This window comes from Shewanella sp. SM55 (assembly GCF_025654025.1).
GTDB lineage: Bacteria > Pseudomonadota > Gammaproteobacteria > Enterobacterales > Shewanellaceae > Shewanella > Shewanella oncorhynchi.
This window is the reverse complement of record NZ_JAKKRS010000016.1, coordinates 56,812-80,367: the sequence shown is the minus strand read 5'-3', so window position 1 is coordinate 80,367 and position 23,556 is coordinate 56,812. Positions and strand designations below refer to the sequence as shown.

The window sequence follows — 23,556 nt, the reverse complement described above, 5'->3', positions numbered from 1 at the left end:
ATGACGTCCAAATAGTTAGAGCTAAGTCTCATTTTGCGCTTTTAAGGTTAATTTAATCAGCAAATTTCGGCTTAAAATCAAATTTCTAATAAATGAAAGAGCATAAACTAGTCTTATAAAAACTAATTTTGACAATTTTGGAGATAGAGTGATGAACTGGCGTGCACTATTTAAACCTAGCGCGAAATATTCAATCCTGGCGCTACTGGTCGTCGGTATTGTAGTGGGTGTTGTGGGATACTTTACCACTCAACAAACATTACACGCGACCAGTACAGATGAGTTCTGTATGTCTTGCCATAGCAATCATTCGCTGAAGGATGAAGTGTTGGCTTCTGCCCATGGCGGCGGCAAAGCAGGGATTACGGTTCAGTGTCAAGACTGTCACTTACCCCATGGTCCAGTCGATTATTTGATCAAAAAAATCATCGTATCTAAAGATTTATATGGTTTCATGACAATTGATGGCTTTAACACTCAAGCTTGGTTAGATGAAAATCGTAAAGAACAAGCGGATAAAGCGCTGAACTATTTCCGTGCGAACGATTCTGCTAACTGTCAGCATTGCCACACTCGTATTTACGAGAATCAGCCAGAAACTATGAGTAAAATGGCTGTAAGAATGCACTCAAATAACTTCAAGAAAGAACCTGACGCGAGAAAGACCTGTGTTGACTGCCATAAAGGCGTAGCACACCCATATCCAAAAGGATAAGGTTTAGCGATTAAGTTTCTTAATTAATAGCCATTAAAAAGCCCTCAATAGAGGGCTTTTTGCTGTCTGTGTGCTCGGTTAATTCGCTTGAGTCATCACTCGTTGCCGATAAGCTAACAGGCTGAAAATTCCGAAGATAAACACTTGTAGATAATCTTGTTGCGTTAATGGTAGCAAGGTCTTAAACAGCATGTGGAAAATCGCGACTTGGAAGCAATGCATCATGCAGGTAATGGCAAACAGGATATTTAAAGTAATCGCCACATTGCCTTCAAAGGGGATGACTAAGTTGTAGGCCATCATCAACCATGCAATCAGAGTGATGGCTTTACCTAAGTTAATTAATAAGGGCATGGTTTTCATCTTCGATGGGCTCAACAGTGGTTTCTGAGTGATATTGATATAAACGGTAGCTCACTTGCCCTGCATTCTTTTCTTTTAAGGCGTGCCAGCGAGAAGGGATAGCAAGTTGCGGCAATTCAGACTCGATTTCGACATAAATCAGCGCACCATCATTGAGCCAGCCTTGAGTATCTAGCAGTTGAATCGTCTTTTCTGCCAATCCCTTACGAAAGGGTGGATCGATAAACACCACATCGAAACCTTGCTCGCAGCCCCTTTGCAGTACCACTAACGTATCAGCATTGAGCACTTCGGCCTTATCGCATTTAAGGGTTTGCAGATTTTCTTTTAATTGCATGGCTGCGCCGCGTTGCAACTCGATAATTTTGGCGAAACTGGCATAGCGGGACAAGGCTTCGAGAGCTAAAGCGCCACTACCGCCAAAACAGTCGAGTACACGTGCATTGACTAAATCATTAGCCAGCCAGTTAAAGAGTGTTTCGCGAACCCTGTCTGTCGTTGGGCGTAAACCTTCGAGATCTTGGATAGGTAGACGACGCGAGCGCCATTGGCCTGCGATGATCCGCACTTGTCCACTGCCGGGTTTATTTTTGGCTGTTTGACCCTTGGTCACATTATTTTTGACCGTTCGATGATTAACCAAAGTGCCCCCGTGATTTTGCCTGAAGAAAGAAAGTGGTAGACTGTGCCACCTTAATAAAGGCCGTTATTTTATATCAAAGTCTCACTAAAAGGTGAGAAGGCTAACTGAGCTTAGCTAATTGCCGACTTTTTGGGCGTAATTGCCGAGGCAATCTGGTATAACATCAGGGTCTTATTCAAAATTCAATACTGAAGTAGAGCGCTGGAATCACACATGGCAAAGAAAGGTTTTTTCTCTTGGTTTCGTAAAGATAAGTCACAAGATGAGGTCGTCGCTGAAACGCCAGTTGTTACTCCAACACAAGATACTGATGCAGCACAGCGTGTCGCGCAGGAACAAGTAGAGACACAAGGGGTCATCGAGGCCGAAGCTCATGTTGAAAAACAGGCAGCAGAACAGTTAGCGGCCGAACAAACACAGGCAAAAGCCGAAGCCGAGCAATTCGCCCTTGAGCATGCCCGAATTGAATCGTTGCATTTTGCTAATCAGCAAGCTGAAGCGACACGTTTGGCTGCTGAACAACTTAGTGCACAAAAGCATGCTGCAGAGAAGTTAGCCGAAGCACAGTTAGAAGCAGAGCAACTCATTGCAGAACAATTGGCAGAACAGCAGTTAGCAGTTGAGCAAGCCGCCGCAGAGCAATTAGCTCAAGCAGAGGCGGCGCGTGTAGTTGCCGCTCAGCTAGAAGCAGAATTACTCGCAGCGGAACAAGCTGAACTTGCCCGCTTGGCCGCCGAACAGCATGCTGCTGAAGCCTTAGCGGCAGAACAACTTGCTGGCGAAGCACTAGCACGTGAGCAAGCAGAGGCTTTAGTCCAGCAACAAGCTGAAACTGAGCAAGCTGTTGTAGCAGTTGCTGAATTACAACCTGAGCCGCAGGCTCGACCCGTTAAGGAAGGGCTCTTTGCTCGACTGAAACGTGGCTTAATGCGCACCAGTGAGAATATCGGCAGTGGTTTTATCGGCCTTTTTCGCGGCAAGAAAATCGATGATGATCTGTTTGAAGAACTCGAAGAACAATTATTAATCGCCGACGTTGGTGTCGAAACCACTACGCGATTAATCAAGAATTTGACAGAGCATGCCTCACGTAAGCAGCTTAAAGATGCCGAAGCTTTATATGAATTACTGCGGGATGAGTTGCAAAAAACACTCGATCCTGTCGCTATCCCGTTAGTACCAGACAATGCTAATGGCCCATTTGTTATCTTAATGGTTGGCGTTAATGGCGTGGGTAAAACCACCACTATTGGCAAATTAGCTAAACAATATCAGAGCCAAGGTAAGTCAGTGATGTTAGCCGCGGGCGATACTTTCCGCGCTGCAGCGGTTGAGCAGCTACAGGTTTGGGGTCAACGTAATGATATTACCGTGATTGCCCAGCATACTGGTGCCGATAGTGCCTCTGTGTTGTTCGATGCTTTGCAAGCGGCCAAGGCGCGTAAAGTGGATGTATTGATTGCCGACACTGCTGGTCGTTTACAGAATAAAGCGCACTTGATGGAAGAATTGAAGAAAGTCGTTCGAGTGATGAAGAAACTCGACCCAGATACGCCACATGAGGTCATGCTGACACTAGATGCGAGCACAGGACAAAATGCTATTAGCCAAGCGCAATTATTCCAAGAAGCCGTAGGTGTAACGGGTATTACCATCAGTAAGTTAGACGGAACGGCTAAGGGCGGCGTGGTCTTTGCGATTGCCGACAAGTTTAATATTCCGATCCGTTACATAGGCGTGGGTGAGCAAATTGATGATTTGCGTACTTTTAATTCGAAAGAATTTATCGATGCCTTGTTCACTCAAGAAAAAGCGGATAGCTAATTTATGATTGATTTTCAGCAGGTCAGTAAGATTTATCCTGGCGGCCAAATGGCGCTGGAGGATGTGAATTTTCATCTACAGCAAGGTGAAATGGCATTTTTAACCGGCCACTCGGGGGCGGGTAAAAGTACGCTGTTGAAATTAATCACGGTAATCGAGCGGGCAACAACGGGGCGCGTCGCGATTAACGGTCACGATATCGCCAAAGTTAGCCCTAAACATGTGCCTTATTTGCGCCGCAATATCGGGATGATTTTCCAGAACCATCACCTATTGATGGACCGAAGTGTGTTCGACAATGTGGCTTTACCACTGGTGATTGAGGGATTCTCCCATGGCGAAATCCGTAAGCGTGTTGCGGGTGCCCTCGACATGGTGGGTTTATATGGCAAGGAGCGGCATAACCCGATTATGTTGTCCGGCGGTGAGCAGCAACGTGTTGGCATTGCCCGTGCGATTGTGAATAAACCGCCTTTACTGCTCGCCGATGAGCCTACGGGTAACTTAGATCCTAAATTATCTATGGATATTTTGCGTCTGTTTGAAACCTTTAATGATGCGGGAACCAGCGTATTAATCGCCACCCATGATTTAGGTCTTATCGCACGAATGAAATATCGCACTTTTACCCTCAAACAGGGCCGTATGTTAGGTGCACAAGAGTTGCATCCTAATGTGCACACTCGCAGTGCATCGACGAATAGAGGCGAAGGGCAATGAGCGATAGCGCAAAATTAACTCGCAGCAAGCTGCCTCTGTCTGGTCGGATTGTGATGTTTTTTATTCGCCATGCGCAGCAAGCAATGGCTAGCATGGGAGAGCTCTGGCGCAACCCAATATCCTCTGTGATGACCATGGCTGTCTTAGGTGTGAGCCTAAGTTTGCCTGCAGCATTGCAAGTGTTAGTTAAAAATGCCGAGACCATTACCAGTTCCTGGAACAGCGCGGCAGAGATCTCCTTGTTTATCGACGATAATCGTAGTGAACAAACGATTCAGAGCCTGCTGACGCGCATTCGGACATATCCCGAAGTGGATAAAGTGCAATACATAGATAAAAATCAAGCGCTAGAAGAATTCCAACGCTTATCTGGGTTTGGTGAGGCCTTGGCCTATTTAGATAAAAATCCTTTGCCCGCGGTCATTACCGTTACGCCTACGCCGCGTTACTCAACACCAGTGGGCGCCCGTGAACTCTTAACTAAACTAGAGCGCGAGCCTGAGATTAGCTTTGGCCGTTTAGATATCGAATGGTTAGAACGGTTACAGGCGGTAGTGCGTCTACTCGAACGTACTGTGATGGCGATTGCTGCATTACTTGTGCTGGCAGTGGTCTTAGTGATAGGTAATACGATTCGCTTAGCGATTATGAATCGGCGCAGCGAAATTGAAGTGATGAAGCTAGTCGGAGCAACTGAAGCCTTTATTCAGCGCCCATTTCTCTACACAGGGATTTGGTACGGAGTCATTGGTGGCATATTGGCTTGGCTTATCATCAACTTATTAGTGTGGTATCTCGATTCCGCCCTTGCCGAGCTTTTAGGCTTGTATGGCAGTCAGCTTGAAATGAAATCACTCACTTTTATTGAACTGCTGCAATTGGTTGGACTTGCCTCATTTTTAGGTTGGTTAGGTTCGTATTTGTCTGTACGTCAGCATTTACGGTCGATTGAACCTTCATAATAATCAGTCGATTAAACTAAAAAAAGTGACGAAAAAAATGCTGAGGAATGAACTTTTGTTCACTTGCAATGTCTACTTCAGCGAGGTAAAAAGGGTATCTGCAAACGAGCTGAGGTTGACATACTCTGTCAATTAGCCGATAGTTCGTGAGCTTATTCTTAGGGTATTTTGTTGTTGAACCTAAGAATGCACTCGTTAAGTAGTCTGATAAATGTAGGAGAGCGAATGACCTTTCAAACGCAATCAATGGCACTGACAGTCCCACAGGGCGCCAGTAGTCTAGAAGCTTATATCCATTCAGTGACTAGCATCAGCATGCTGGACGCTGAGGCTGAGTATGAGTTAGCCAAGCGTTTACAGGAAACTGGTGATCTACAAGCTGCGAAGCAACTGATTATGTCGCACTTACGTTTTGTAGTGCACGTTGCTAAAGGCTATTCAGGCTATGGTTTGCCACAGGCAGACCTGATCCAAGAAGGCAACATAGGCTTGATGAAAGCGGTTAAACGCTTCGATCCCGATGTTGGCGTGCGTCTTGTGTCTTTTGCTGTGCACTGGATCAAAGCTGAAATTCATGAATATGTGCTGAAAAACTGGCGCATTGTTAAAGTCGCGACCACTAAAGCACAACGTAAGTTGTTCTTTAATATCCGTAAAGCGAAAAAACGCTTAGGTTGGTTCAGCGATGCAGAAGTCACTATGGTGGCTGAAAATTTAGGTGTGTCTAAGGCCGATGTGACCGAAATGGAATCACGTATGGCAGCGCAAGATCCGGCATTTGATTTAACCAATGATCAAGACGAGGAGCATGATTTTGCCCCCGTCCATTATTTGGAAGATCATTCATCGGATTTAGCGGAAAATATTGAAAACGACAACTGGGAATCCAATGCTCAAGGTCGTTTATTATCGGCCATCAAAACCTTAGATGAACGTAGCCAGCATATTCTGCGCGCTCGTTGGTTAGATGACGATAAAACCACACTGCAAGAACTTGCAGAGACTTATCAAGTGTCGGCCGAACGTATTCGCCAACTTGAGAAAAATGCCATGAACAAGCTAAAAGCTTGTATGGAAGCCTAAGTTGCGTCACGTGTAAAGTGATTTTAACTTAGCCATAAAAAAACCTGCTGCGGCAGGTTTTTTTATGGGAGAAAGAATAGATTTAATCGCGCCATTTAAAGTGAATTTCGCTACAGATATACAACTCAATCGTATTGAAACGTACGCGACTATGGCTGATTTCACCACGAGACATCGGATTTATCCTACATTTAGAGCCGTTATAAATAGTTAATATATCGCTAACTTTTGAGCCTCAATTCGAAAGTTATTTTCGATGCTTATTATCGAACGGTTTGTTCCTCCGCATTTTGAGTATCGCCTTAAGCAAAGTTGATATGGATATTGAGCACGGAAGATTTGGTCGGGTAGCGATGGATTATGTACCAAGGAAAGCATTTAAGTTAGAAGGGATACCCGCCAATTTACGATAGATACTCATTATGCGTTTTTTTTAATGCTTACAAAGGTGGGAAGTTATGTTCTCAATGATCACTAAGTTAGCCCTATCATCAGAATCTGGTTGGGGTACTGCATTTCGTGTCAATGGGGGCGTCGAAGTATGTCAGCAGAGCTTGTTTTGGTTAGTTTGCAAGGGTATCGCTTTTGAACGCGAGGACTTAAAGCTTAGTTATGTATTGGGAGCTGAGGTCATTCTATGCCAATTTGAGACGAGAGTTTTAATTGAGTTGCTTAAAAAAAAATAACATTCATTATTTTCAAGACGATAGCCAAGTGCGATGGTTGCTGCCCCGTAATGTATCAACAATCTTCTATGCGCAGTGGAAGAATAGTATAGCGGTTGATCTTAACCAAACCTGTGCTGACTACTGTTTTTTTTAAATGCTTATTCTTGCCATGACATTTTTATATGAATGAGTAGTGTTTTAAGCTAGATAAGTGTGATTAGTTAGTTATAAATTTTTAATCTATTAATAAGTACATTTATTGCCAGTAAATATACTTCAGAACATCCATTCTTGGTCGATAGTTAGGAGGTGTCCTACAAATCGAAATGGGTGATGAGATGTTAAAGGTATCGTTATTCGGCGTAACTACAGTCATGTTGAGCGCGGTGATAAGCTGTAACGTGATAGCAAAAACTGAGTTTAAAACTCTTTCTTTTCAAGGTGAGATAGCAGAACCAAGTTGCTACTCCGATCTATCTACCATTTCTTGTTATGACCAGAATCTCAATCAATTTATCTCTCAGACTATAACTCCCCAAGTGTATGCAAATTCTATAGATAGCGACAAAATACTTGTTATATCAACTCAGTTCAAACAAATTAATAATCTAGTTTTTAGCCGAAAAAATGAGAATGAAGTTATTCTTGCTCTTCATTATAATTGATTCACAATTTTGCCATTAATAATGGCGATTTCATTTTTTGAAATCGCTTTTTAATTTTTATCTTTAGTATATTTATTGTCAGAAATTTCCTACAAGATCGCAAGTCTAGTCCTATATGTAATTGTTAGTGTTGTTGCTATTGTGTGCTCAGCTTCGATGAGCCATAACCTTAATATTTCCGTATAGTAACAACAGTAGGATGTCTGATGAAAAAATTAACGCTATCTATTTTAGTTTTAGGTGCATTGTTTGGTACTAGTGTTCAAGCGAATAATACTATTACTTTTTTGGGTGAAGTATCGGACCAAACTTGTGAAGTGGCGATTAACGGAAATGCGGCTAATCCCAGTGTCTTGCTACCAACAGTTTCTACGGCTCAACTTGCCACTGCAGGCTCAGTTGCTGGTGAAACACCTTTTACCATTTCAGTCAGTGGTTGTACTGTCAATGCAACGCAAGCTTTACCTATTAAAACCGTATTTTTGGGTAACAATATCACAACCGCAGGTAACTTAGGCAATACTGGTACGGCAACGAATGTAGCATTACAGCTTCTTGATTCAGTTGGTGGAACGAGTATCAATTTAACAGCAGGAAGTGCTGTTGATGGATTAAATGTTGCTGCAGGTGCAGACTCTGCCTCCCATGATTTTGCTGTGCAGTATATTTCTGAAACTGGTAGTGCAACAGCAGGTCGTGTGATTAGCTCTGTCCAATATGCAGTTTCTTATCTTTAATATACGATAAATTATGATTATTCGCTCACCCAGCCTATGGGTGAGCGCTGCTGCTTTTTGGGGCTTCTATGATTTTTTCTAGCTTACTTCTTCGTTTAATATTTTTGACTCTACTCATGATCGGTTTTTCAGTTAATGCGAGTGTGGTCATGACCAATACGCGAGTCATTTATCCTAGTGATGCTAAAGAGCGCAGTGTTCAGTTAACAAATAACGATGCTTTTCCAAATGTTGTTCAGGTCTGGACTGATATTAATAACCCAGAGTCGGCACCTGAGTATGCTGATGGCCCATTTTTGGCCTTACCCGCTATTTTTAGAATAGAGCCTAAGCGAGGGCAGTTAATTCGCTTAATTTATAGCGGCGGTGAGCTGCCAAAAGACCGTGAGAGTGTGTTTTATCTTAATTTTCTACAGATACCTCCATTATCGAAAGAAAATGCTGGTGAAAATCAGATGCTAGTGATGCTCAAAAATAGAGTGAAAATATTTTATCGGCCTGTAGAGATTGAATCTAATCCAGATGATGTAGCAAAAGAGATTGCCTTTGATGTTCAGTATGCTGATGCTGGAATTCACCTTGATGTGAAAAATAATGCGGCTTTTTTTGCCTCTTTTGTTGAGGCAAAAATTAAGTCGGGAAAACAAGAGCTAATCATCCCTATTACTATGCTTGAACCTAAGTCTAATCAGTTGATAGACATTCAGAATCAGCAGTTTGTCATCACATATCCAATGACGATTGAATTCACTTTAGTAAATGATTACGGCGGATTTGTAAAAAGTGAATATGTCATTGCATCTGAACACCATTGATAAGATTGGTTATGAAAAAATCCATGCGTTTGATGAGCCAAATTTACTCTTTGCTGCTATTGATTGGTGTGATCTTTTGCATGTCTTCATCGTTGAGGGCCGATGACTTACAGGATTTCACATTTGATGACAGCCTATTACTTGGTGGTGGTTATGGCGATAGTTATCTTTCTCGCTTTAACTCGACTGCAGAAACTATTCCAGGTCAATACCAAGTTGATATCTATATAAATGGTACTTACTTAAATAGGGAAATTATTAATTTTGTTAAGGTTGGCTCCCGAGGAGTTGTGCCTTGTCTCGACCTTAATTTCTGGAACAAGTCGAATGTAACTGCAATATACATAAACGAAGATGCATTATTGCAGGCTGAATGTGCGGCCCCTGATACTGTGGTCAAGGGGGTATCGACGCAATTTGATGCCGAGAAATTAAGATTAGAGATTGCGATCCCACAAGCTTATTTACGGCAGATTCCGCGTGGCTATGTTGATCCTTCATCTTGGAGTGAGGGAGAGAATGCTGGATTTATCAGTTACAACAGTAACTACTATCAAACTAATAGCCGCAGTGCTGGTAGCGATATGCGTGCCATTTATACGGGCCTTAATTCAGGTGTCAATTTAGGATTATGGCGCCTGAGAAATCAATCGAGTTATCAGTACAAGGATGTTGCCCAAAATACTCAAGAAAGTTTTAATTCTATTAGAACTTATATCACCAGAGCCTTGCCGGATATGCAGAGCGAACTCTTGCTTGGTGATGCCTACACTCGAGGAAATATTTTCGGTAGTTTAGCTTTTACTGGCGTACAGTTGCTGACTGATAATCGTATGTTACCAGAATCCCAGCGTGGTTATGCACCTGTCGTCAGAGGACTCGCTAACTCAACCGCCAGCGTAGTGATTAAGCAAAATGGTGTGAGTATTTATCAAACCACAGTAGCGGCGGGGCCTTTTGTTATTAATGACTTATTTCCCACAAGTTATGAGGGGGATTTGTTAGTTGAAATTAGTGAAGCCGATGGGAAGGTCTCTAGTTTTACTGTGCCATTCAGTGCTGTGCCTGGCTCGTTGCGTGAAGGAAGTTTCCAGTACGGGTTATCATTTGGTGAAGTAGATCAAGCAGAGTCTGGTGGGTACTTTGTAGATTTAATTTCTGAATATGGTTTGAGTAATATGCTGACGCTAAATAGCGGTGGGCGTGTCGGAGATGATTATTTTGCTTTGAGTCTAGGGACTGTATTAGGTACAGAATGGGGGGCTCTAGGGTTAACCGCTGTACATTCAATGTCTCGTATTTCTCAGTCTTCAGCATTAAATGAGTGGAAAAATGGCTGGCGTGTTGGACTTAATTATAGCCATTCGTTCGATTCGGGGACATCAGTGGCACTTGCTGGATATCACTACTCTACAGAGTCATTTCGGGAGTTGAATGATGTTTTAGGTTTGAGGAGGGCATTGGAGAGTGGGAATATTTTTGAATCTGAGACCTACCGTCAGCGGTCTGAAATGAGTTTAAGTGTGAATCAGAGTTTAGATGACTTTGGCTTTGTGTATTTGAGTGGTTCTAAACGTCAATACCGTGATGGGCGCGATGATGACGATCAACTACAGTTCGGTTATACGGTGGGTATTGGTCGTGTGAATATAGGACTCACTTTTTCACGTCAATATACCAGTCAAGTTCCGCTACAGAATGGGTTTGGTGGTCAGCTATTAACTGAAATGAGCGGTTATTCCTCTGATAGGGTGAAGGAAGATCTTGTGAGTCTCACCGTGTCCATTCCATTTGGTAGTCGCCAGTCAAACATGCTTAGCAGTGGGTTTAGTCACTCATCTAGGGGTAATGAACAGTATAATCTAGGACTCGCAGGCACTGTGGACGATGATAATACTTGGACATATGGCCTGAATGCTTCACTGCAGCGGCAGGATAGTTCGAGTGAAAGTGTCAGCGTTAATACGCAAAAGCGTTTTAGCCAAGCGACTTTATCGGGTAACTATTCGATTTCTGATATTTATCAGCAGGTTGGCGCTGGGTTGAGTGGTGCTGCAGTGGTGCATTCTGGCGGCGTAACATTAAGCCAAAACCTCAGTGATACTTTTGCGATTGTTCAAGCTGAGGGAGCTTCTGGCGCAAAAGTGACCAATAATTGGGGTACTGAGATTGATGACTTGGGATATGCAATTATCCCATCTTTGACGCCTTATCGCACAAATAGTGTCACGCTTGATACAGGATCTATGTTAAGTGGTACAGAACTTATCGAGACACAACAGCAAGTTGCGCCCTATGCTGGCTCTATCGTTAAGATGAAATTCGAGACTAGACACGGGATAGCCGTCGTCTTCATGACTCAGCAAGCCAACGGCGGCGTTATTCCTATTGGCGCCGAAGTCGTGGACGAAGATGGCCTAGTATTGGGCATGGTTGGACAGGCTGGTATGGCTTATGTCAGAGCTTCTAAACCGAGTGGTCAGTTGACCGTTGGCGATTGATGATTTTGGTGCTGCACATTCTTCATTGGCACGTTTATGCGAATTGCCTTTCTCACAAATTAAATTAGATGGTTGTTTTGTGCGTGAACTTAGTGTTGAGCCTAGGTGCCAAGCCGCAATATCCAGCGTGATAGCGTTATCACAAGCACTTAATATGGAGTTAGTGATAGAAGGTATTGAAACAAATTCCCAATTAGTATTGTTGCAACAGCTTGGCTGTACGATTGGACAGGGTTTTTGTTTTTCTCGTCCTATTGATGAGCAAACATTTATCCAACGTTTTTTCCCTGCGAGTTTACAGCTTAAAGAACTACAGGAGCTTAGCCTTGAGTTTTAGTGGACTAACTTGTTTTTGTTAGCTCACGGATCAAGGATTTTCGGTTCACTTTCAGTCCTATTTGTTCATTATTTTCTGGCCATGAATAATATTGTCTTGGACGTTTGAAGCGGGCGATTTTGTTGGCAAGGAACAGTTCGAGCGTATTTGCAATCGACTCTGGGTGGTGGGTTAAACTGCCGCGAATGATGGCGGCTGGGAGATTGCCAAATTGTACATCCGGTATGGCGAAAACGATTGCATCGTCTATTTGTGGGTGTTGTTTAAGCGCGGCTTCGATTTCTTCTGGCTGGATGTTTTCGCCGCCGCAGATAAACATATTATCGACGCGGCCATGAATGCGCAGATTACCATTTTCGTCCCATTCGCCCTTGTCTTTGGTGTAAAACCAGCCGTCTTGTTCAACGCACTTTTGTATTCCATCCGCGGTGAGATAGCCCATAAACAGGCATTCGCCTCGCACCAAAATCACACCGTTTTCGATTTTAAGCTCACGCTTGGGGAGTAATTTGCCACTGCTGCCGTCGCTTAATGCGGGACCTGTGGTGATCTGCGAGCCCATTTCTGTCATGCCGTAACTCGTATAGCTGGCGATATTGCGTTGCTTAAGCTCGGCGAGTAAGTCTAGCGAGACTGCGCCGCCGCCCAGCAATAGGGCTTTGATACTTTTAAGTTTACTACTTGTATCGGCTAATAACTTACTCAGTTGTGCAGGCACCAAAGAGAGGTGGGTCAGCTTATCTTGGTCAATTTGCTGACTAAGACTTAGCGCTTGATCTGGTATGACAACACTGGCACCGACTAAGGCACAGCGGTTTAATATCGCAAGACCGCCAATATGGAATAAGGGCAAGGAGAGTAGCCAGGCATCACCTTGTTCGAGTGGGATTAAGCTGCGGGCACCTTCGGCATTGGCAATATGATTCGCTAAGCAATGCACCGCCGCTTTGGGAAAGCCACTAGAGCCTGAAGTTAAAATCACATTAGCTGGACGAGTAAAGTCGACAGGCTGGGCTAAGTCACTGCTAATGCGATTAAAATTTAAGCGCAAGTGATGACAATTCTGTAGTTCACAAACCTCAGCACTCCAAACATAGCGGATCTGATGTTCATTAATTAAGTCTTGGATCTGCGCGAGGGGGAAACGGGGCGAGATAGGAAAAAAGATTACTCCTATATCGATGCAGGCCCAATAGAGACAAATCATCTCGAGATTATTGCTAGCAATACAGGCGAGCGGTTCCCCCTTTGAGATCCCCGAAGCGCTTAGCTGCTGAGTCAGTGCGATAACGCGCTGGCTAAGCTCTGAGTAATTAATGTCTTGCCCCGCCAACTTGATGGCTGTCTGCTGTGGAAACGCAAGCGCAGCTTGGTGCACGGGTGACAGTGCAAGCGGTTTTGATAGGCTGGCATTAGACAAACTCGTTTCCCTCACTTTTGGCTGTATCATCATTTTGTTGCATTGAATCAATGGCGTGCAGTGCAATTGGCTCAAGTTGCGCGAGTGTGAGGCAGTATTTTTTACCCGATGACATGATTAAATCTTGGCTAAAGGCGCTGAGGGTATCGAGCCCAGGGATTTCATCCGAAGTGAGAATCGCGGCTAAATGAGTCAGATCATTAATGCCTAAACTGCTCTCTAGACTCGAACTGATAATGCAACGTACGCCATAGCTTTGCGCCGTATCGATTAAATTAGCTAGCTTTTCGATACTGCCGAGCAGCATAGGCTTGATGACAAGCGCAGTCAGACCATTTTGCATTACAAACTGGTATTCTGGATCGTTGAGCGATTCATCGAGGGCGTAGGGTATACCAATTGCTTGATAAAATTCATGATTATCATGAGGATTCAGGCAAGGTTCCTCAATGTACTCTATGGTCTCTAGGGGTAAGCAAGCGGCAAATTCGATTGCTTGCTCAAGTGTAAACCCTCGGTTCGCATCCAAACGCAATTTGAGATCGGGGCGGGTACGTAAAATGCCATAAATCAGGCTTAGTTCATCTTCGATTGAAGTTTGCGCGACTTTGACTTTAACCGAGCGAACATTCCTGCCAAGGGCGGCAATTTTGCTATCGAGCAAGTCTTTGCTGGCATCCGTTGGATGATAAATCAAAGGGACTGTGGCCGTTTGTGGACGGATGGCATCGAGTTTGCCCATTAACTTGGCATGTAACAGACTTAAACCAAAGGCCAAAGAAGGGTAAGGGCTTTGCTCGGCGCATTCCAGCAATGTATCAATATGCTGACCGCAGAGTTGGGGTAATAATCCAGTCAAAGCCGTTTGCACTTGAGTGAGTGTTTCACGGCTGAACCCCATCAAGGCTTGTTCATCGACATCTATGCCAGAGAGTGGGGCAATTTCAACTTCGACTTGTCTATGCTCGCCACCAACATTAGCACTGGCTTGTAGTACTAATCCCGCTCTGTGATCGATACGTTGCTTGCCGACGGGCAATAATACGTCGAGCGGTAGTCGATATTGATACAGGTTAAGCGAAGTTAATATCATATATTTCCTACATTTTAATTCTGTCATTACCCTAGCAACTTCACTATTTTTGAGGTTAATGCCTCGGGAGCGGCTTGGTGTATGTTGTGGCCGGCGCCGTGAATACTATGGACGAGGATGGGCGCGTGTAATTGCCACTCTTGGGCGAGGGCGTGGAACTTAGCATCTTGGTTGCCCGCAAAGAAATGGCACTCACAGGTAAGCTGCAAAGGTACATCCCACATCGATGCTTGGTGTGCGAGTGAGGTGGCTATGAATACCTCTTTAAGCCGCAGTTTAGGATGCAGATCTAATGCTGCAGAACGATGCTCTATTAAGGTTTTTCGTTTGGTAGCCGTCATATCGGCAAATACGGGCTGCTGATACCACAAGCTTAAAAAGTCTTTGCTATTCAGATGCAGTAAACGCTCGGCCCACTGGGTATCATTTTTGATTCTGGCAAGTTTTTCTTGCGGGTCTGTAAGTCCAGGATGGCAGGATTCGAGGTTTAGGCTCAGTAGTCTTTCTGGATAGGCTTTGGCAAGGTGCAGAGCAATACGACCACCGAGAGAATAACCGTAGAGATGGAATTGACCAATATGAAGGCCATTCAGGTGTGCCAACACATCTTCAACACATTGGTTAAATCCATCTAATTCGGTTGGCTTCAACTCCCTTTGGTTATCCCCATGGCCCGGCAGATCTAAGCAAATACAGTGAAAGTGCTGGCTTAGCGCAGGCATTAACGGCAACCAGTCGGCCTTAGTGCCTAAAAATCCATGCAGTAGCACTAAGGTCGGTAGTGAAGAATTACCGTAACGGGCCATGGTTGGCATTAGCTTTGTTTCACCCACAAGTTGAGCTCGGCGATTTGGTCGCTGGCTTGTGTTTGACTTACATTGACTTCAATGATCGAAGCCCCCTGAAAATCCAGCGCTTCATTATAGCTATCTTGAAAATCGGCTAAATTATCCACTTGATTATAGGGCAAATTAAACATAGCTGCGGCGTAGCCAAATTCTAAACCGTGGCTGAGTCGATAATAATCGCTACGGACTTGTTCATTGGGAACGGGCAATAAGTTGAAGATGTTACCGCCATCGTTATTGAGGATCACGATCACTAGCGGGCTGGTTAAGCCTTTAGCGATGGCCAGCGAGTTAAGATCGTGCAGTTGTGATAAATCACCGATGATTAAACTCGTGGGTTTGCCTTCATGGGCCGCAATACCGCAGGCGGTGGCGAGTAATCCGTCAATACCCGATGCGCCACGATTAGTATAAGTGGTTGCCGTACAACAACTGACAGGGGCATACATGTCGTACAAGCGTACAGGCAGGCTGTTGCCGATAAAAAGCTGCTGTTCTAGCGGACGAGTATTGGCGATGGCGCGCACAACTTGTGCTTCACCAAATTCCCCTTGGTCGATATTGCGCACAAATAAGTTATGCAATTCATCGTTATAGGTGATTAGGGTATTCGCCCAGTTTGCCGAGGATGAGCGATACCAATTTAAGGCTGCAAACTGCTGTGCATTCGCGTGCCAAATGTGTTTAGCATTGTGGCTAGGGTCAAGCCTGTCTTGTTCTGGTAAAACCTGCCAATAGCTGTGCCAATTTTGCTCGGCGAGATAACCTATCAAGCGTTTTGATAATAAACGGCCGCCGAATACGAGTACACGATCCGCTTCCTGCAATAGATTGCGCGCCTTTGGATGTTGCAACAGTTGATCAATATTACCTATTGCCGCGGGATGCTGACGCAGTTGCGACTGGGCATCGGTAAGTAATGGCCAGCCGATTTTTTGCGATAGGGCAATGAGCTGTTGTGGATCTTGTTCAGGCGTGAGAGTACCGACAACGATCACCCCTTTACCGTGGACGAACCGCATAATGGCATCGTCACTTGGGCTGCTCACCTGTTTGCTCTTGCCGTATTGGGTATACGGACGTGCGAGCTGTAGCCAAGTTTGCAATGGTTTGAGGTAAGGTGATTCGGCATCGAGAATCGCGCCACTGAGTTCACTCGGATACAAGGGCTCACGGTACATGCAGTTGATGTGCACTGGGCGAGTTTGATTCGCCACCGCTTCATCCACTGTGGTAAGCAACGCCTGCGGTGCGATATGTGTATCCGGTGTTGGCAAATTCACTTGGGTGGCGTAATTCGCAAAAATTCCCTGTTGGACTATGGCTTGATTAGCACCGCAGCCGAGTAATTCTGGCGGACGATCGCCACTTAAGACGATTAAAGGTACATGGGTCAGCCACGCCTCCACAATGGCGGGGTACAAGTTGGCGACTGCTGTGCCTGAGGTCGTAATGATGGCGACCGGTGCGCGGCTGGCTTTGGCTAGACCTAAGGCCATAAAGCCGAGCCCACGCTCGTCGAAATGTAAGTGACGCTGGAGTTTAGTTTGCTGGGCGGCGGCGAGGGTTAGCGGTGTTGAGCGCGAGCCCGGCGCCATACACACATGTTGCACGCCAAGACGTGCTAACTCCTCAAGAATAAGGGCGCCCCAAATAAGATTAAGAGTGGCTGTATTTTCGGTCCGCATAGCTGAATCTATTAGGATAAAGATGGGCTTAGTGTAACGTGTTTATGCTCCAAGATGTATGCTTGGTTTAACAATTCTCGAGTGGATCGCATGGGGGCTGAGGTGGAGCCTAAGCTAAGGCAGAGGATGCCTATCACCTCGTGTATCGGTGGTTTGTTGTTTGGATATGTTGAGCTATTGCTTGGCTAGATAATACGATCGACGATTTTTTTAATCTCTCCGCTTAACCATTTCAAGTCCTCATTGATTGCATTAGGCTGATTTTTTTGCACTAAGAAAATCGTTGGCGTTTCTGTATCTGCATATAAACGTTCTGCTTCATACTGCGATAGTTGACACGTATGCAGTTCAGGAATATCACTCACCATTTCGTAAACTATCCGATAAGGCAATAGGGAGACTGCATTACTTTCGCCTAGATATTCAAACAAACTTGAAATACTGGTAATGGTAATTTCAGTATTGAGTTTAATGCCATTCGTTATGCAAAACTCTTGGTATGGACTCAATTTGGTGCTGGGATTACCAAGATCCGTATTGACATAGGGGTATTCCGCAATCGTTTCTAGGGTGATTTCCCGTTTAAAAATAGGATGATGTCTGCTAGCAATCAGGTAGAGTTTGTCCATACGTTGCAATTCAGTCGTTAGCAGTTTATCGCCGAAGGCGGCAACATCGGCAGCACTTTTATTGCAACAAATACCTAGGGTTGTATCACCATTAATAATGTCTTGAGTCGTATGCATAGACCAAGGGTTTATATTAATGTGCATGGGTTTTTGCTCTTCTTTAATAGCCTGCATCAAGGCTTTAGGAAAGGTGTAGGCAATTAATCCTGGCGCTGCAATTTCGACATGTGTCTTAACTTGGCGAGTGTTTGCTATTCTGGCTTTTTGAAACTTATCAGTACACTCAATTGCTTCTTTTGCAATTGGATATAAATGAGTAGCAAACTCATTTGGGAATAAGCCATATTTACGACGAATAAATAACTCATCACCAAAAATTTCCCGTAGATTTTTAAGGCTACGGCTGATTTTAGGAGCTGGAATGTCTAGCGCTTTCGATACATAGGTTGCTGACTTGTTCTCATATAATGAAACAAGTATTTTTAAACTCAGAATATCGAGGCTATCCATGTTACTAATATGCATTTTTTATATTCCTTAATATTGAGCAAATACTTAAATCAACGCCTAATTATGGTGCTAATTAATAATTTTAATGTGAAACTAATCCCAAGTTTTGGATCTAGATTTTATCTATGTGTATCAAAGGTTTTTTTTGTTTTATTTTTAATATTTAAAATGGTTTTTCATAAAATTTAAAATTTCAAAAACTGATATTTACATATTTAAAATGCAAATGCTGAATTATCAATTATCAATATTTGCATTTAAGATTTACATAATTTTGCAATGTGATGTGCCGTGTAAATCATTGTTTATATTTAAGTTGTTATTTGCAAGTGTGACATGTGTCAAGAAAAGATAAGTGTTTTCAAATAATACTAAAGTTGCTTTAAAGGAGATAACAAAAAATAAATTAGTTTTTGGAGGCGTGTATGAATACTTCAGTCATTCTCAGCTATGCGTTTATGTACTTCGTACTATTCGTAGCAGTACCATTCGTGTTTGTGATGTTTGTCATGACTTGCATTAAGTTTTTTAAAGCAGGTCCTGATGAAGCCGCACATCATGAGATGAAACTTAAACCAGTATTGTTTGATAAACAAAGCTTCAATTTTTTTAAATCATTAAAAACAGTTGTTGAAGGTAAATACGATGTTTGTTGTAACGTGCCATTAGACACTGTATTTGAGATGGACAAACATGATACGGAATTAAATCATGAATGCCGACTCGATTATGTATTGATCGACCATGATTCATCTGAAGTGAAAATGGTTATCAGTGACTTTGGCAAAGAAACTAACTCACCACTGAAAAAACTGTTTAGCAAGTTCAATATCAGTTTCATTGAAATGAACCAGCATAAGCAGTGGGATACTCAGAGTCTTAAGCAAGCCTTGGCTGTGTGATCTTGACCGTCGGGTTCGGAATTATCCGAACTCGACCCCTTCTTTACCTTCCTACGGATAAATGTGAGGACTTCCTATGTCCAAAAGACAATGGCTGTGGTCGTTACGCTTAGGTGCTGCTGCGTTGCTTTTAAGCTTTTCTGCAATGAGTGCTGAGCCAGCCAATCAAATTAACAGTGATGCTTGTATGAAGTGTCACAAGCGTAATGGTCAAATGTTAGGGCATCATGGTCAAGATGCGATGAAAATGAGCTGTTCTTCCTGTCATGGAGAAAAGGGCGATCACCCTAAGAAACCGAATGATATGGTGGTCTTTGGTATGGAAGAATCGTCGGATCTGACGGTTCAGCTGAGAGTGTGTCAGAAGTGTCATACCAAGAAAAAACTCAGTGGAGCAGATTGGACGCATAACGTACATGCTCAAAAAGTGCCTTGTGCCGCCTGCCATAAATTACATAGCCCAACGGATCCAATGGCGGATATGACGCCGAAGGTTCGCAGTGAGCTATGTAGCAGTTGCCACACTGGCAAGCAGGAGTAAGGTTATGGAAAATTCAAAAAGAAGATTTCTAAAAGGCACCTGTGCCTTATTTGCCGGCGCTACAGGTGCATCATTACTCGCCACAGTGAATGCATCGGATAGTGTTAAAGCAGAACCTGATGTCAAATATGCACTTATTCATGATGAAACTAAGTGTATAGGTTGCCAAGCGTGTGAGGTGGCTTGTCGTGAAGTGAATAATGTACCCGAAGGTGTGTCTAGGCTTCAAATTAAGCAAGCGGGTCCCTTTGGCGAATACCCTAATCAGTTTTATCACTTTAGTCGCAAGTCTTGTCAGCATTGTGAAGACGCGCCCTGTGTAAATGTATGTCCAACTGGAGCTGCATTTATTGATAAAGAAACGGGTATCGTTTCTGTCGATGCATGGAAATGCGTAGGTTGCCAATACTGTATTGCAGCTTGTCCTTATCAAGTCCGTTTTATTAATCCTGTCACCCATGCGGCGGATAAGTGTGATTTCTGCCGAGAAACTAACCTAGCTCAAGGTAAACAACCTGCCTGTGTTGCTGCTTGTCCAACAAAGGCACTCGTGTTCGGTAATTTAAAAGATCCGACTTCTGAGGTTGTTCAAGTTCTGCGGTCTAATCCAACCCAGCGCACTAAGGTTGATCTTGGAACGAGACCTAAATTGTTCCGTATCGTTGCAAAATCAGGGGAGGTGATACTATGAGTGCCCTACATTTTGATACCTTAGTGTGGCATTGGCCGATTGCAATTTACCTGTTTTTAGCAGGTGTATCTGCGGGAGCCATGTTCTTCGCCGTACTGTTGAAACATTTTGTTTTGAAGCAAAACGCCTATCAGTCTGGTTTTGTGCGAGCCGCTTGTATTGTCGCGCCTGTAGCTGTGATGGCCGGGTTAGGGATATTGGTCGCAGACTTAACTAAACCTCTCGATTTTTGGAAGATTTTGGTGTTCTACAACCCTAAATCTGTCATGTCGATGGGCGTGCTTATTCTGCTGATTTACCAAGTATTCATGTTTATGTGGATTGGTTTAACCTTCCGTAAACCTGTTGATGCTTGGTGTGAAACACGCTTTCCTATTGTGCTTAAGTTGACCGCATTATTGGCTCGATTTGAAGCGACAATTACAGGATTGCTCGTGATTCTATCCTTGGCATTGGGCGCGTATACAGGCTTCCTGCTCTCGGCCTTGCCAGGCTATCCCATGCTTAAAAACCCTGTGTTACCTCTGCTGTTTTTGGCATCTGGTTTGTCTTCCGGTGCGGCATCATCTTTACTCGGTGGCGTGTTGATGAATGGCAAACCTAATGACAAAGAGGTGCACTTTATCCACAAGGTTGAAATCCCACTGATTTTAGTCGAAATCGTGCTGATTTTTACCTTCTTTATGGGCTTAGTGCTAACAGGTGGACAGAGTAAAATTGCCGCCTTTAATGCCTTAGGGTATGGCTTCTGGGGATGGATTTTCTGGCTTGGTATTATTGGACTCGGTTTGTCTGGACCATTGGCGATGAATCTGTTTATGACGGCGACATCTAAACGGAAATGGGCCTACGTGGCGGGGACGGCTTGCTTGAGCTTGATCGGGGTATTACTGCTACGTAACTTCATACTCTATACAGGACAAATGACGATCGCTTAATGCGTACCGTTAATTAATGACGAAAAAATCATAATAATCAATGGAATCGACGGATCGCGGAAACAATGTCAAAGGAAAACATTGTAGATGAGGCCCTTGCGGCGCTGGCTGAGCTCTCAAGGGTTAAGTCTAGCCGCGGTTGGTTGTGTAACAGGGAGGTCGCTGGGCAAGGATGCCATATTTTACACTTCAATATTTTGCCCTGCCTCCAAACGGGCCTCGCCACCTTATTCCTAAGGGTGGCGTTTCTTGTTTTAGGGAGGCACGATTTACTCGCCGAGGTTATTAATCCATTCACTCATTACCACATGGGTTTTGATCTTGATGATGTCAGTGTGAGTGTCGATATACTCACGGATCTCATGCAGGCGGCGCATCGAGGGCGCATGCACGTACACGAGTAAATCCATATCACCAGAAATACCACGGCAGGTAATCACTTCGGGGATCGCTTGGAATACGTGTACCACGTCGGCGCAACGTGGACATTGATGCTGGATTTCGAAATAAGCCGATACTCCTTCTTTTTGCGACTCACTCAAGAGCACTTGATAGCCACGGATCACTCCAGTTTGTTCGAGCTTTTTTATGCGCTCGGCAACCGCACTACGGGATAGATTGACCTGTTCGGCGATATTCGACACGCTCTGGCGCGCATCCTGACGCAAACTATGAATGATGGCCGTATCGAATTTATCCAAGGGTGACTCCAGTGAAAATGGCTATATTGAATCTGTGTGTTATTTTGCCATTGGTTTGAATAACCACAGAATTTGCTGAGTATTTTTGCTTAAAATTTTACCAAAATTTAAGCTGGCCGTCATTTTGATGGAAATAACGTTATTTGCCGCGATTTTGCCGGTATTGGACGTGGAGAACACTGAAATTAACGGCAGATTGTAGGGCGAAATCTCATTATACTGACAGCTCAAAAACCACAGAATATTAACAGATGAATTCAAATAGCGGAACTATAGGTCGTTGGCAAGGTGCGGGTTTAATGGCGACCACTTTGCTCGGTACAGGGGTATTTATTTTGCCTCAGATGACTATTGAAAAAGCGCATTCTGGCGCCTTAGTCGCATGGATCTTGTTAACCTTGGCCATTATTCCAGTGGCACTGGTCTTTGGTCGTTTAGCGAGTGTATTTCCCCATGCCGCAGGCCCCGCTTACTTTGTCGAAAAAGCCTTTGGTCGCACTGCTGGTCGAACAATTGGACTGATCTTTTTACTGGTTGTGCCCATGGGGGCACCGGCCGCGATTTTGATGACCTTCCAGTTTGTGAATGCCTTAATACCGATATCGGGTTGGTCCAAGGTTGGTGTTGAAATACTCGTGATTTTTGGCTTGTTTCTGATTAATTTAAGAGGCATCCAAGTGTCGGCTAAGCTGCAATTTGGCCTGACACTTTGCATTGTCGCCGTTGTTGTGGTCTTGTTTGGTGCGAGTAGTTTTCAGCAAGGTCATCTCACGACACTTGCTAGCCATGGTATGCCTGAAATGCCGACCGTGATGATTGCCGCTGGCATCGCTTTTTGGAGTTTCTTGGGTATAGAAGCTATGACCCATCTTGCCGATGATTTTCGTCGTCCGCAGCAAGATATGATCCCCGCTATGATGATGGGCACAGTGCTGGTGGGCGTGATTTATGTGGCTTGTACACTTTTACTGCTATTAGTGCCGACAGATAAAAGTGTCGCCATGATCGGCGTGTTTGACCAACTGCTCGGTGGTTACGGCGCACAAGTGATTGGTGTGTTAGGTATTGCAAGTGGATTGGCAACCGTTAACGTGTATGCGGCCAGTGCGGCACGTTTAGTGTGGAGCTTTAGTTGTGAAGGCATTTTACCGCGCTTCTTTGCCGTTAAGAATGCCCACGGAGTGCCCATTCGAGCACTTGCTGCGCTGTTATCTGTGATGGCAAGCGTGATCGTACTGACTTACCTTACCGGGCAAGAGTTAGAGCACCTTATTGCATGGAGCAACGGCGTATTTGTGGTGATCTATTTGATGGCTATGCTCGCTGCCGCTAAGTTATTACCACGGCACAATTGGCCGCTGGTGGCGCTGGGTTGTGCGTTTTGCTTAGTATTAGGTTTTGCCCTAGGTGCAAGTATGTCCTATGTGCTTGTGTTGATCTTAGTGGTCGCGCCATTTTTGTGGTGGCAAAAGACCCATATTAGTCGCAAACAAAGTTTGGCGTTACCTGAGTAATATTCGACCCCTCTGGGGCTCAATCAACATGATGGGTTAATTAAGAAA

22 protein-coding genes are annotated in these 23,556 nt (G+C 44.2%); 14 read left to right on the top strand and 8 right to left on the bottom strand.

The genetic code is table 11. The features are described from left to right. Nucleotides 1-151 precede the first annotated feature (151 nt). Nucleotides 152-715: a NapC/NirT family cytochrome c gene (locus tag L5L91_RS18175; RefSeq protein ID WP_105250630.1), complete on the top strand. Its 564-nt coding sequence runs from the start codon at nucleotides 152-154 to the stop codon at nucleotides 713-715. A 78-nt stretch (nucleotides 716-793) separates the two neighbouring features. Here L5L91_RS18175 and L5L91_RS18170 read toward each other — a convergent pair whose 3' ends face one another. Together L5L91_RS18170 and rsmD are read right to left on the bottom strand one after the other, a co-directional pair. Then, on the bottom strand, nucleotides 794-1,078 hold the full coding sequence (locus L5L91_RS18170) for a DUF1145 domain-containing protein (protein WP_173248200.1): 285 nt from the start codon (nucleotides 1,076-1,078) through the stop codon (nucleotides 794-796). After that, nucleotides 1,053-1,721: a 16S rRNA (guanine(966)-N(2))-methyltransferase RsmD gene (gene rsmD, locus L5L91_RS18165; RefSeq protein ID WP_263196370.1), complete on the bottom strand. Its 669-nt coding sequence runs from the start codon at nucleotides 1,719-1,721 to the stop codon at nucleotides 1,053-1,055. The genes L5L91_RS18170 and rsmD overlap by 26 nt, the downstream gene beginning before the upstream one ends. Nucleotides 1,722-1,934: 213 nt before the next feature. Between rsmD and ftsY the strand changes: the two genes are divergently transcribed. The 8 genes from ftsY (at nucleotide 1,935) to L5L91_RS18125 (ending at nucleotide 12,033) form a co-directional block, all read left to right on the top strand. Further along, nucleotides 1,935-3,545 (top strand): signal recognition particle-docking protein FtsY, encoded by a 1,611-nt coding sequence (ftsY, locus tag L5L91_RS18160; protein ID WP_263196368.1) that lies wholly within the window; start codon nucleotides 1,935-1,937, stop codon nucleotides 3,543-3,545. 3 nt (nucleotides 3,546-3,548) lie between these two features. Continuing rightward, nucleotides 3,549-4,265, top strand: coding sequence for a cell division ATP-binding protein FtsE (ftsE, locus tag L5L91_RS18155; protein WP_212599516.1), 717 nt, complete (start codon nucleotides 3,549-3,551; stop codon nucleotides 4,263-4,265). Then, complete coding sequence (gene ftsX / locus L5L91_RS18150) at nucleotides 4,262-5,227, top strand: permease-like cell division protein FtsX (protein ID WP_113940269.1); 966 nt, start codon at nucleotides 4,262-4,264, stop codon at nucleotides 5,225-5,227. Before ftsE ends, ftsX begins: the two co-directional genes overlap by 4 nt. A gap of 225 nt (nucleotides 5,228-5,452) precedes the next feature. Continuing rightward, on the top strand, nucleotides 5,453-6,310 hold the full coding sequence (gene rpoH, locus L5L91_RS18145) for an RNA polymerase sigma factor RpoH (protein WP_006079635.1): 858 nt from the start codon (nucleotides 5,453-5,455) through the stop codon (nucleotides 6,308-6,310). A 1,539-nt stretch (nucleotides 6,311-7,849) separates the two neighbouring features. Further along, the gene (locus L5L91_RS18140; RefSeq protein ID WP_131524791.1) at nucleotides 7,850-8,380 is read left to right on the top strand and encodes a fimbrial protein; all 531 of its coding nucleotides are present in this window, start codon (nucleotides 7,850-7,852) and stop codon (nucleotides 8,378-8,380) included. A gap of 68 nt (nucleotides 8,381-8,448) precedes the next feature. Next, nucleotides 8,449-9,195, top strand: coding sequence for a molecular chaperone (locus tag L5L91_RS18135; protein ID WP_168827246.1), 747 nt, complete (start codon nucleotides 8,449-8,451; stop codon nucleotides 9,193-9,195). Between the two features lie 11 nt (nucleotides 9,196-9,206). After that, nucleotides 9,207-11,696, top strand: a complete 2,490-nt coding sequence (locus L5L91_RS18130; protein ID WP_263237357.1) for a fimbria/pilus outer membrane usher protein — start codon at nucleotides 9,207-9,209, stop codon at nucleotides 11,694-11,696. Then, nucleotides 11,686-12,033, top strand: coding sequence for an EAL domain-containing protein (locus L5L91_RS18125; RefSeq protein WP_263237355.1), 348 nt, complete (start codon nucleotides 11,686-11,688; stop codon nucleotides 12,031-12,033). The genes L5L91_RS18130 and L5L91_RS18125 overlap by 11 nt, the downstream gene beginning before the upstream one ends. A 4-nt stretch (nucleotides 12,034-12,037) precedes the next feature. Here the strand turns inward: L5L91_RS18125 and menE are convergent, their stop codons facing one another. From menE to L5L91_RS18100, 5 genes are all read right to left on the bottom strand, one after another. Next, on the bottom strand, nucleotides 12,038-13,483 hold the full coding sequence (gene menE, locus L5L91_RS18120; RefSeq protein WP_411569328.1) for an o-succinylbenzoate--CoA ligase: 1,446 nt from the start codon (nucleotides 13,481-13,483) through the stop codon (nucleotides 12,038-12,040). Further along, nucleotides 13,446-14,546, bottom strand: coding sequence for an o-succinylbenzoate synthase (gene menC, locus L5L91_RS18115; protein WP_263168545.1), 1,101 nt, complete (start codon nucleotides 14,544-14,546; stop codon nucleotides 13,446-13,448). Before menC ends, menE begins: the two co-directional genes overlap by 38 nt. A 26-nt stretch (nucleotides 14,547-14,572) precedes the next feature. Then, a complete protein-coding gene (gene menH, locus L5L91_RS18110) occupies nucleotides 14,573-15,361 on the bottom strand; it encodes a 2-succinyl-6-hydroxy-2,4-cyclohexadiene-1-carboxylate synthase (protein WP_263168544.1) in 789 nt (262 codons plus the stop codon). Beyond that, the gene (menD, locus tag L5L91_RS18105; protein WP_263168541.1) at nucleotides 15,361-17,082 is read right to left on the bottom strand and encodes a 2-succinyl-5-enolpyruvyl-6-hydroxy-3-cyclohexene-1-carboxylic-acid synthase; all 1,722 of its coding nucleotides are present in this window, start codon (nucleotides 17,080-17,082) and stop codon (nucleotides 15,361-15,363) included. Before menD ends, menH begins: the two co-directional genes overlap by 1 nt. A gap of 185 nt (nucleotides 17,083-17,267) precedes the next feature. Further along, nucleotides 17,268-18,236: a LysR family transcriptional regulator gene (locus L5L91_RS18100; RefSeq protein ID WP_263237352.1), complete on the bottom strand. Its 969-nt coding sequence runs from the start codon at nucleotides 18,234-18,236 to the stop codon at nucleotides 17,268-17,270. Between the two features lie 410 nt (nucleotides 18,237-18,646). Here L5L91_RS18100 and L5L91_RS18095 point away from each other — a divergent pair, with 410 nt between their 5' ends. The 4 genes from L5L91_RS18095 to nrfD all read left to right on the top strand — a co-directional run bounded on the left by L5L91_RS18095 (nucleotide 18,647) and on the right by nrfD (nucleotide 21,293). Further along, entirely contained in the window at nucleotides 18,647-19,123 is a 477-nt protein-coding gene (locus L5L91_RS18095; protein ID WP_105250596.1) for a DUF2726 domain-containing protein, read from the top strand. A 76-nt stretch (nucleotides 19,124-19,199) separates the two neighbouring features. Then, entirely contained in the window at nucleotides 19,200-19,664 is a 465-nt protein-coding gene (locus L5L91_RS18090) for a cytochrome c3 family protein (protein WP_105250595.1), read from the top strand. Between the two features lie 4 nt (nucleotides 19,665-19,668). Further along, a complete protein-coding gene (locus tag L5L91_RS18085; RefSeq protein WP_105250594.1) occupies nucleotides 19,669-20,355 on the top strand; it encodes a 4Fe-4S dicluster domain-containing protein in 687 nt (228 codons plus the stop codon). Further along, nucleotides 20,352-21,293 (top strand): cytochrome c nitrite reductase subunit NrfD, encoded by a 942-nt coding sequence (gene nrfD, locus L5L91_RS18080; protein WP_105250593.1) that lies wholly within the window; start codon nucleotides 20,352-20,354, stop codon nucleotides 21,291-21,293. The genes L5L91_RS18085 and nrfD overlap by 4 nt, the downstream gene beginning before the upstream one ends. A 269-nt stretch (nucleotides 21,294-21,562) precedes the next feature. Here nrfD and L5L91_RS18075 read toward each other — a convergent pair whose 3' ends face one another. Continuing rightward, the gene (locus tag L5L91_RS18075; protein WP_006079646.1) at nucleotides 21,563-21,994 is read right to left on the bottom strand and encodes an Lrp/AsnC family transcriptional regulator; all 432 of its coding nucleotides are present in this window, start codon (nucleotides 21,992-21,994) and stop codon (nucleotides 21,563-21,565) included. 251 nt (nucleotides 21,995-22,245) lie between these two features. Here L5L91_RS18075 and yjeH point away from each other — a divergent pair, with 251 nt between their 5' ends. Next, a complete protein-coding gene (yjeH, locus tag L5L91_RS18070; protein ID WP_113940284.1) occupies nucleotides 22,246-23,508 on the top strand; it encodes an L-methionine/branched-chain amino acid transporter in 1,263 nt (420 codons plus the stop codon). The last annotated feature ends 48 nt before the right edge of the window (nucleotides 23,509-23,556 follow it).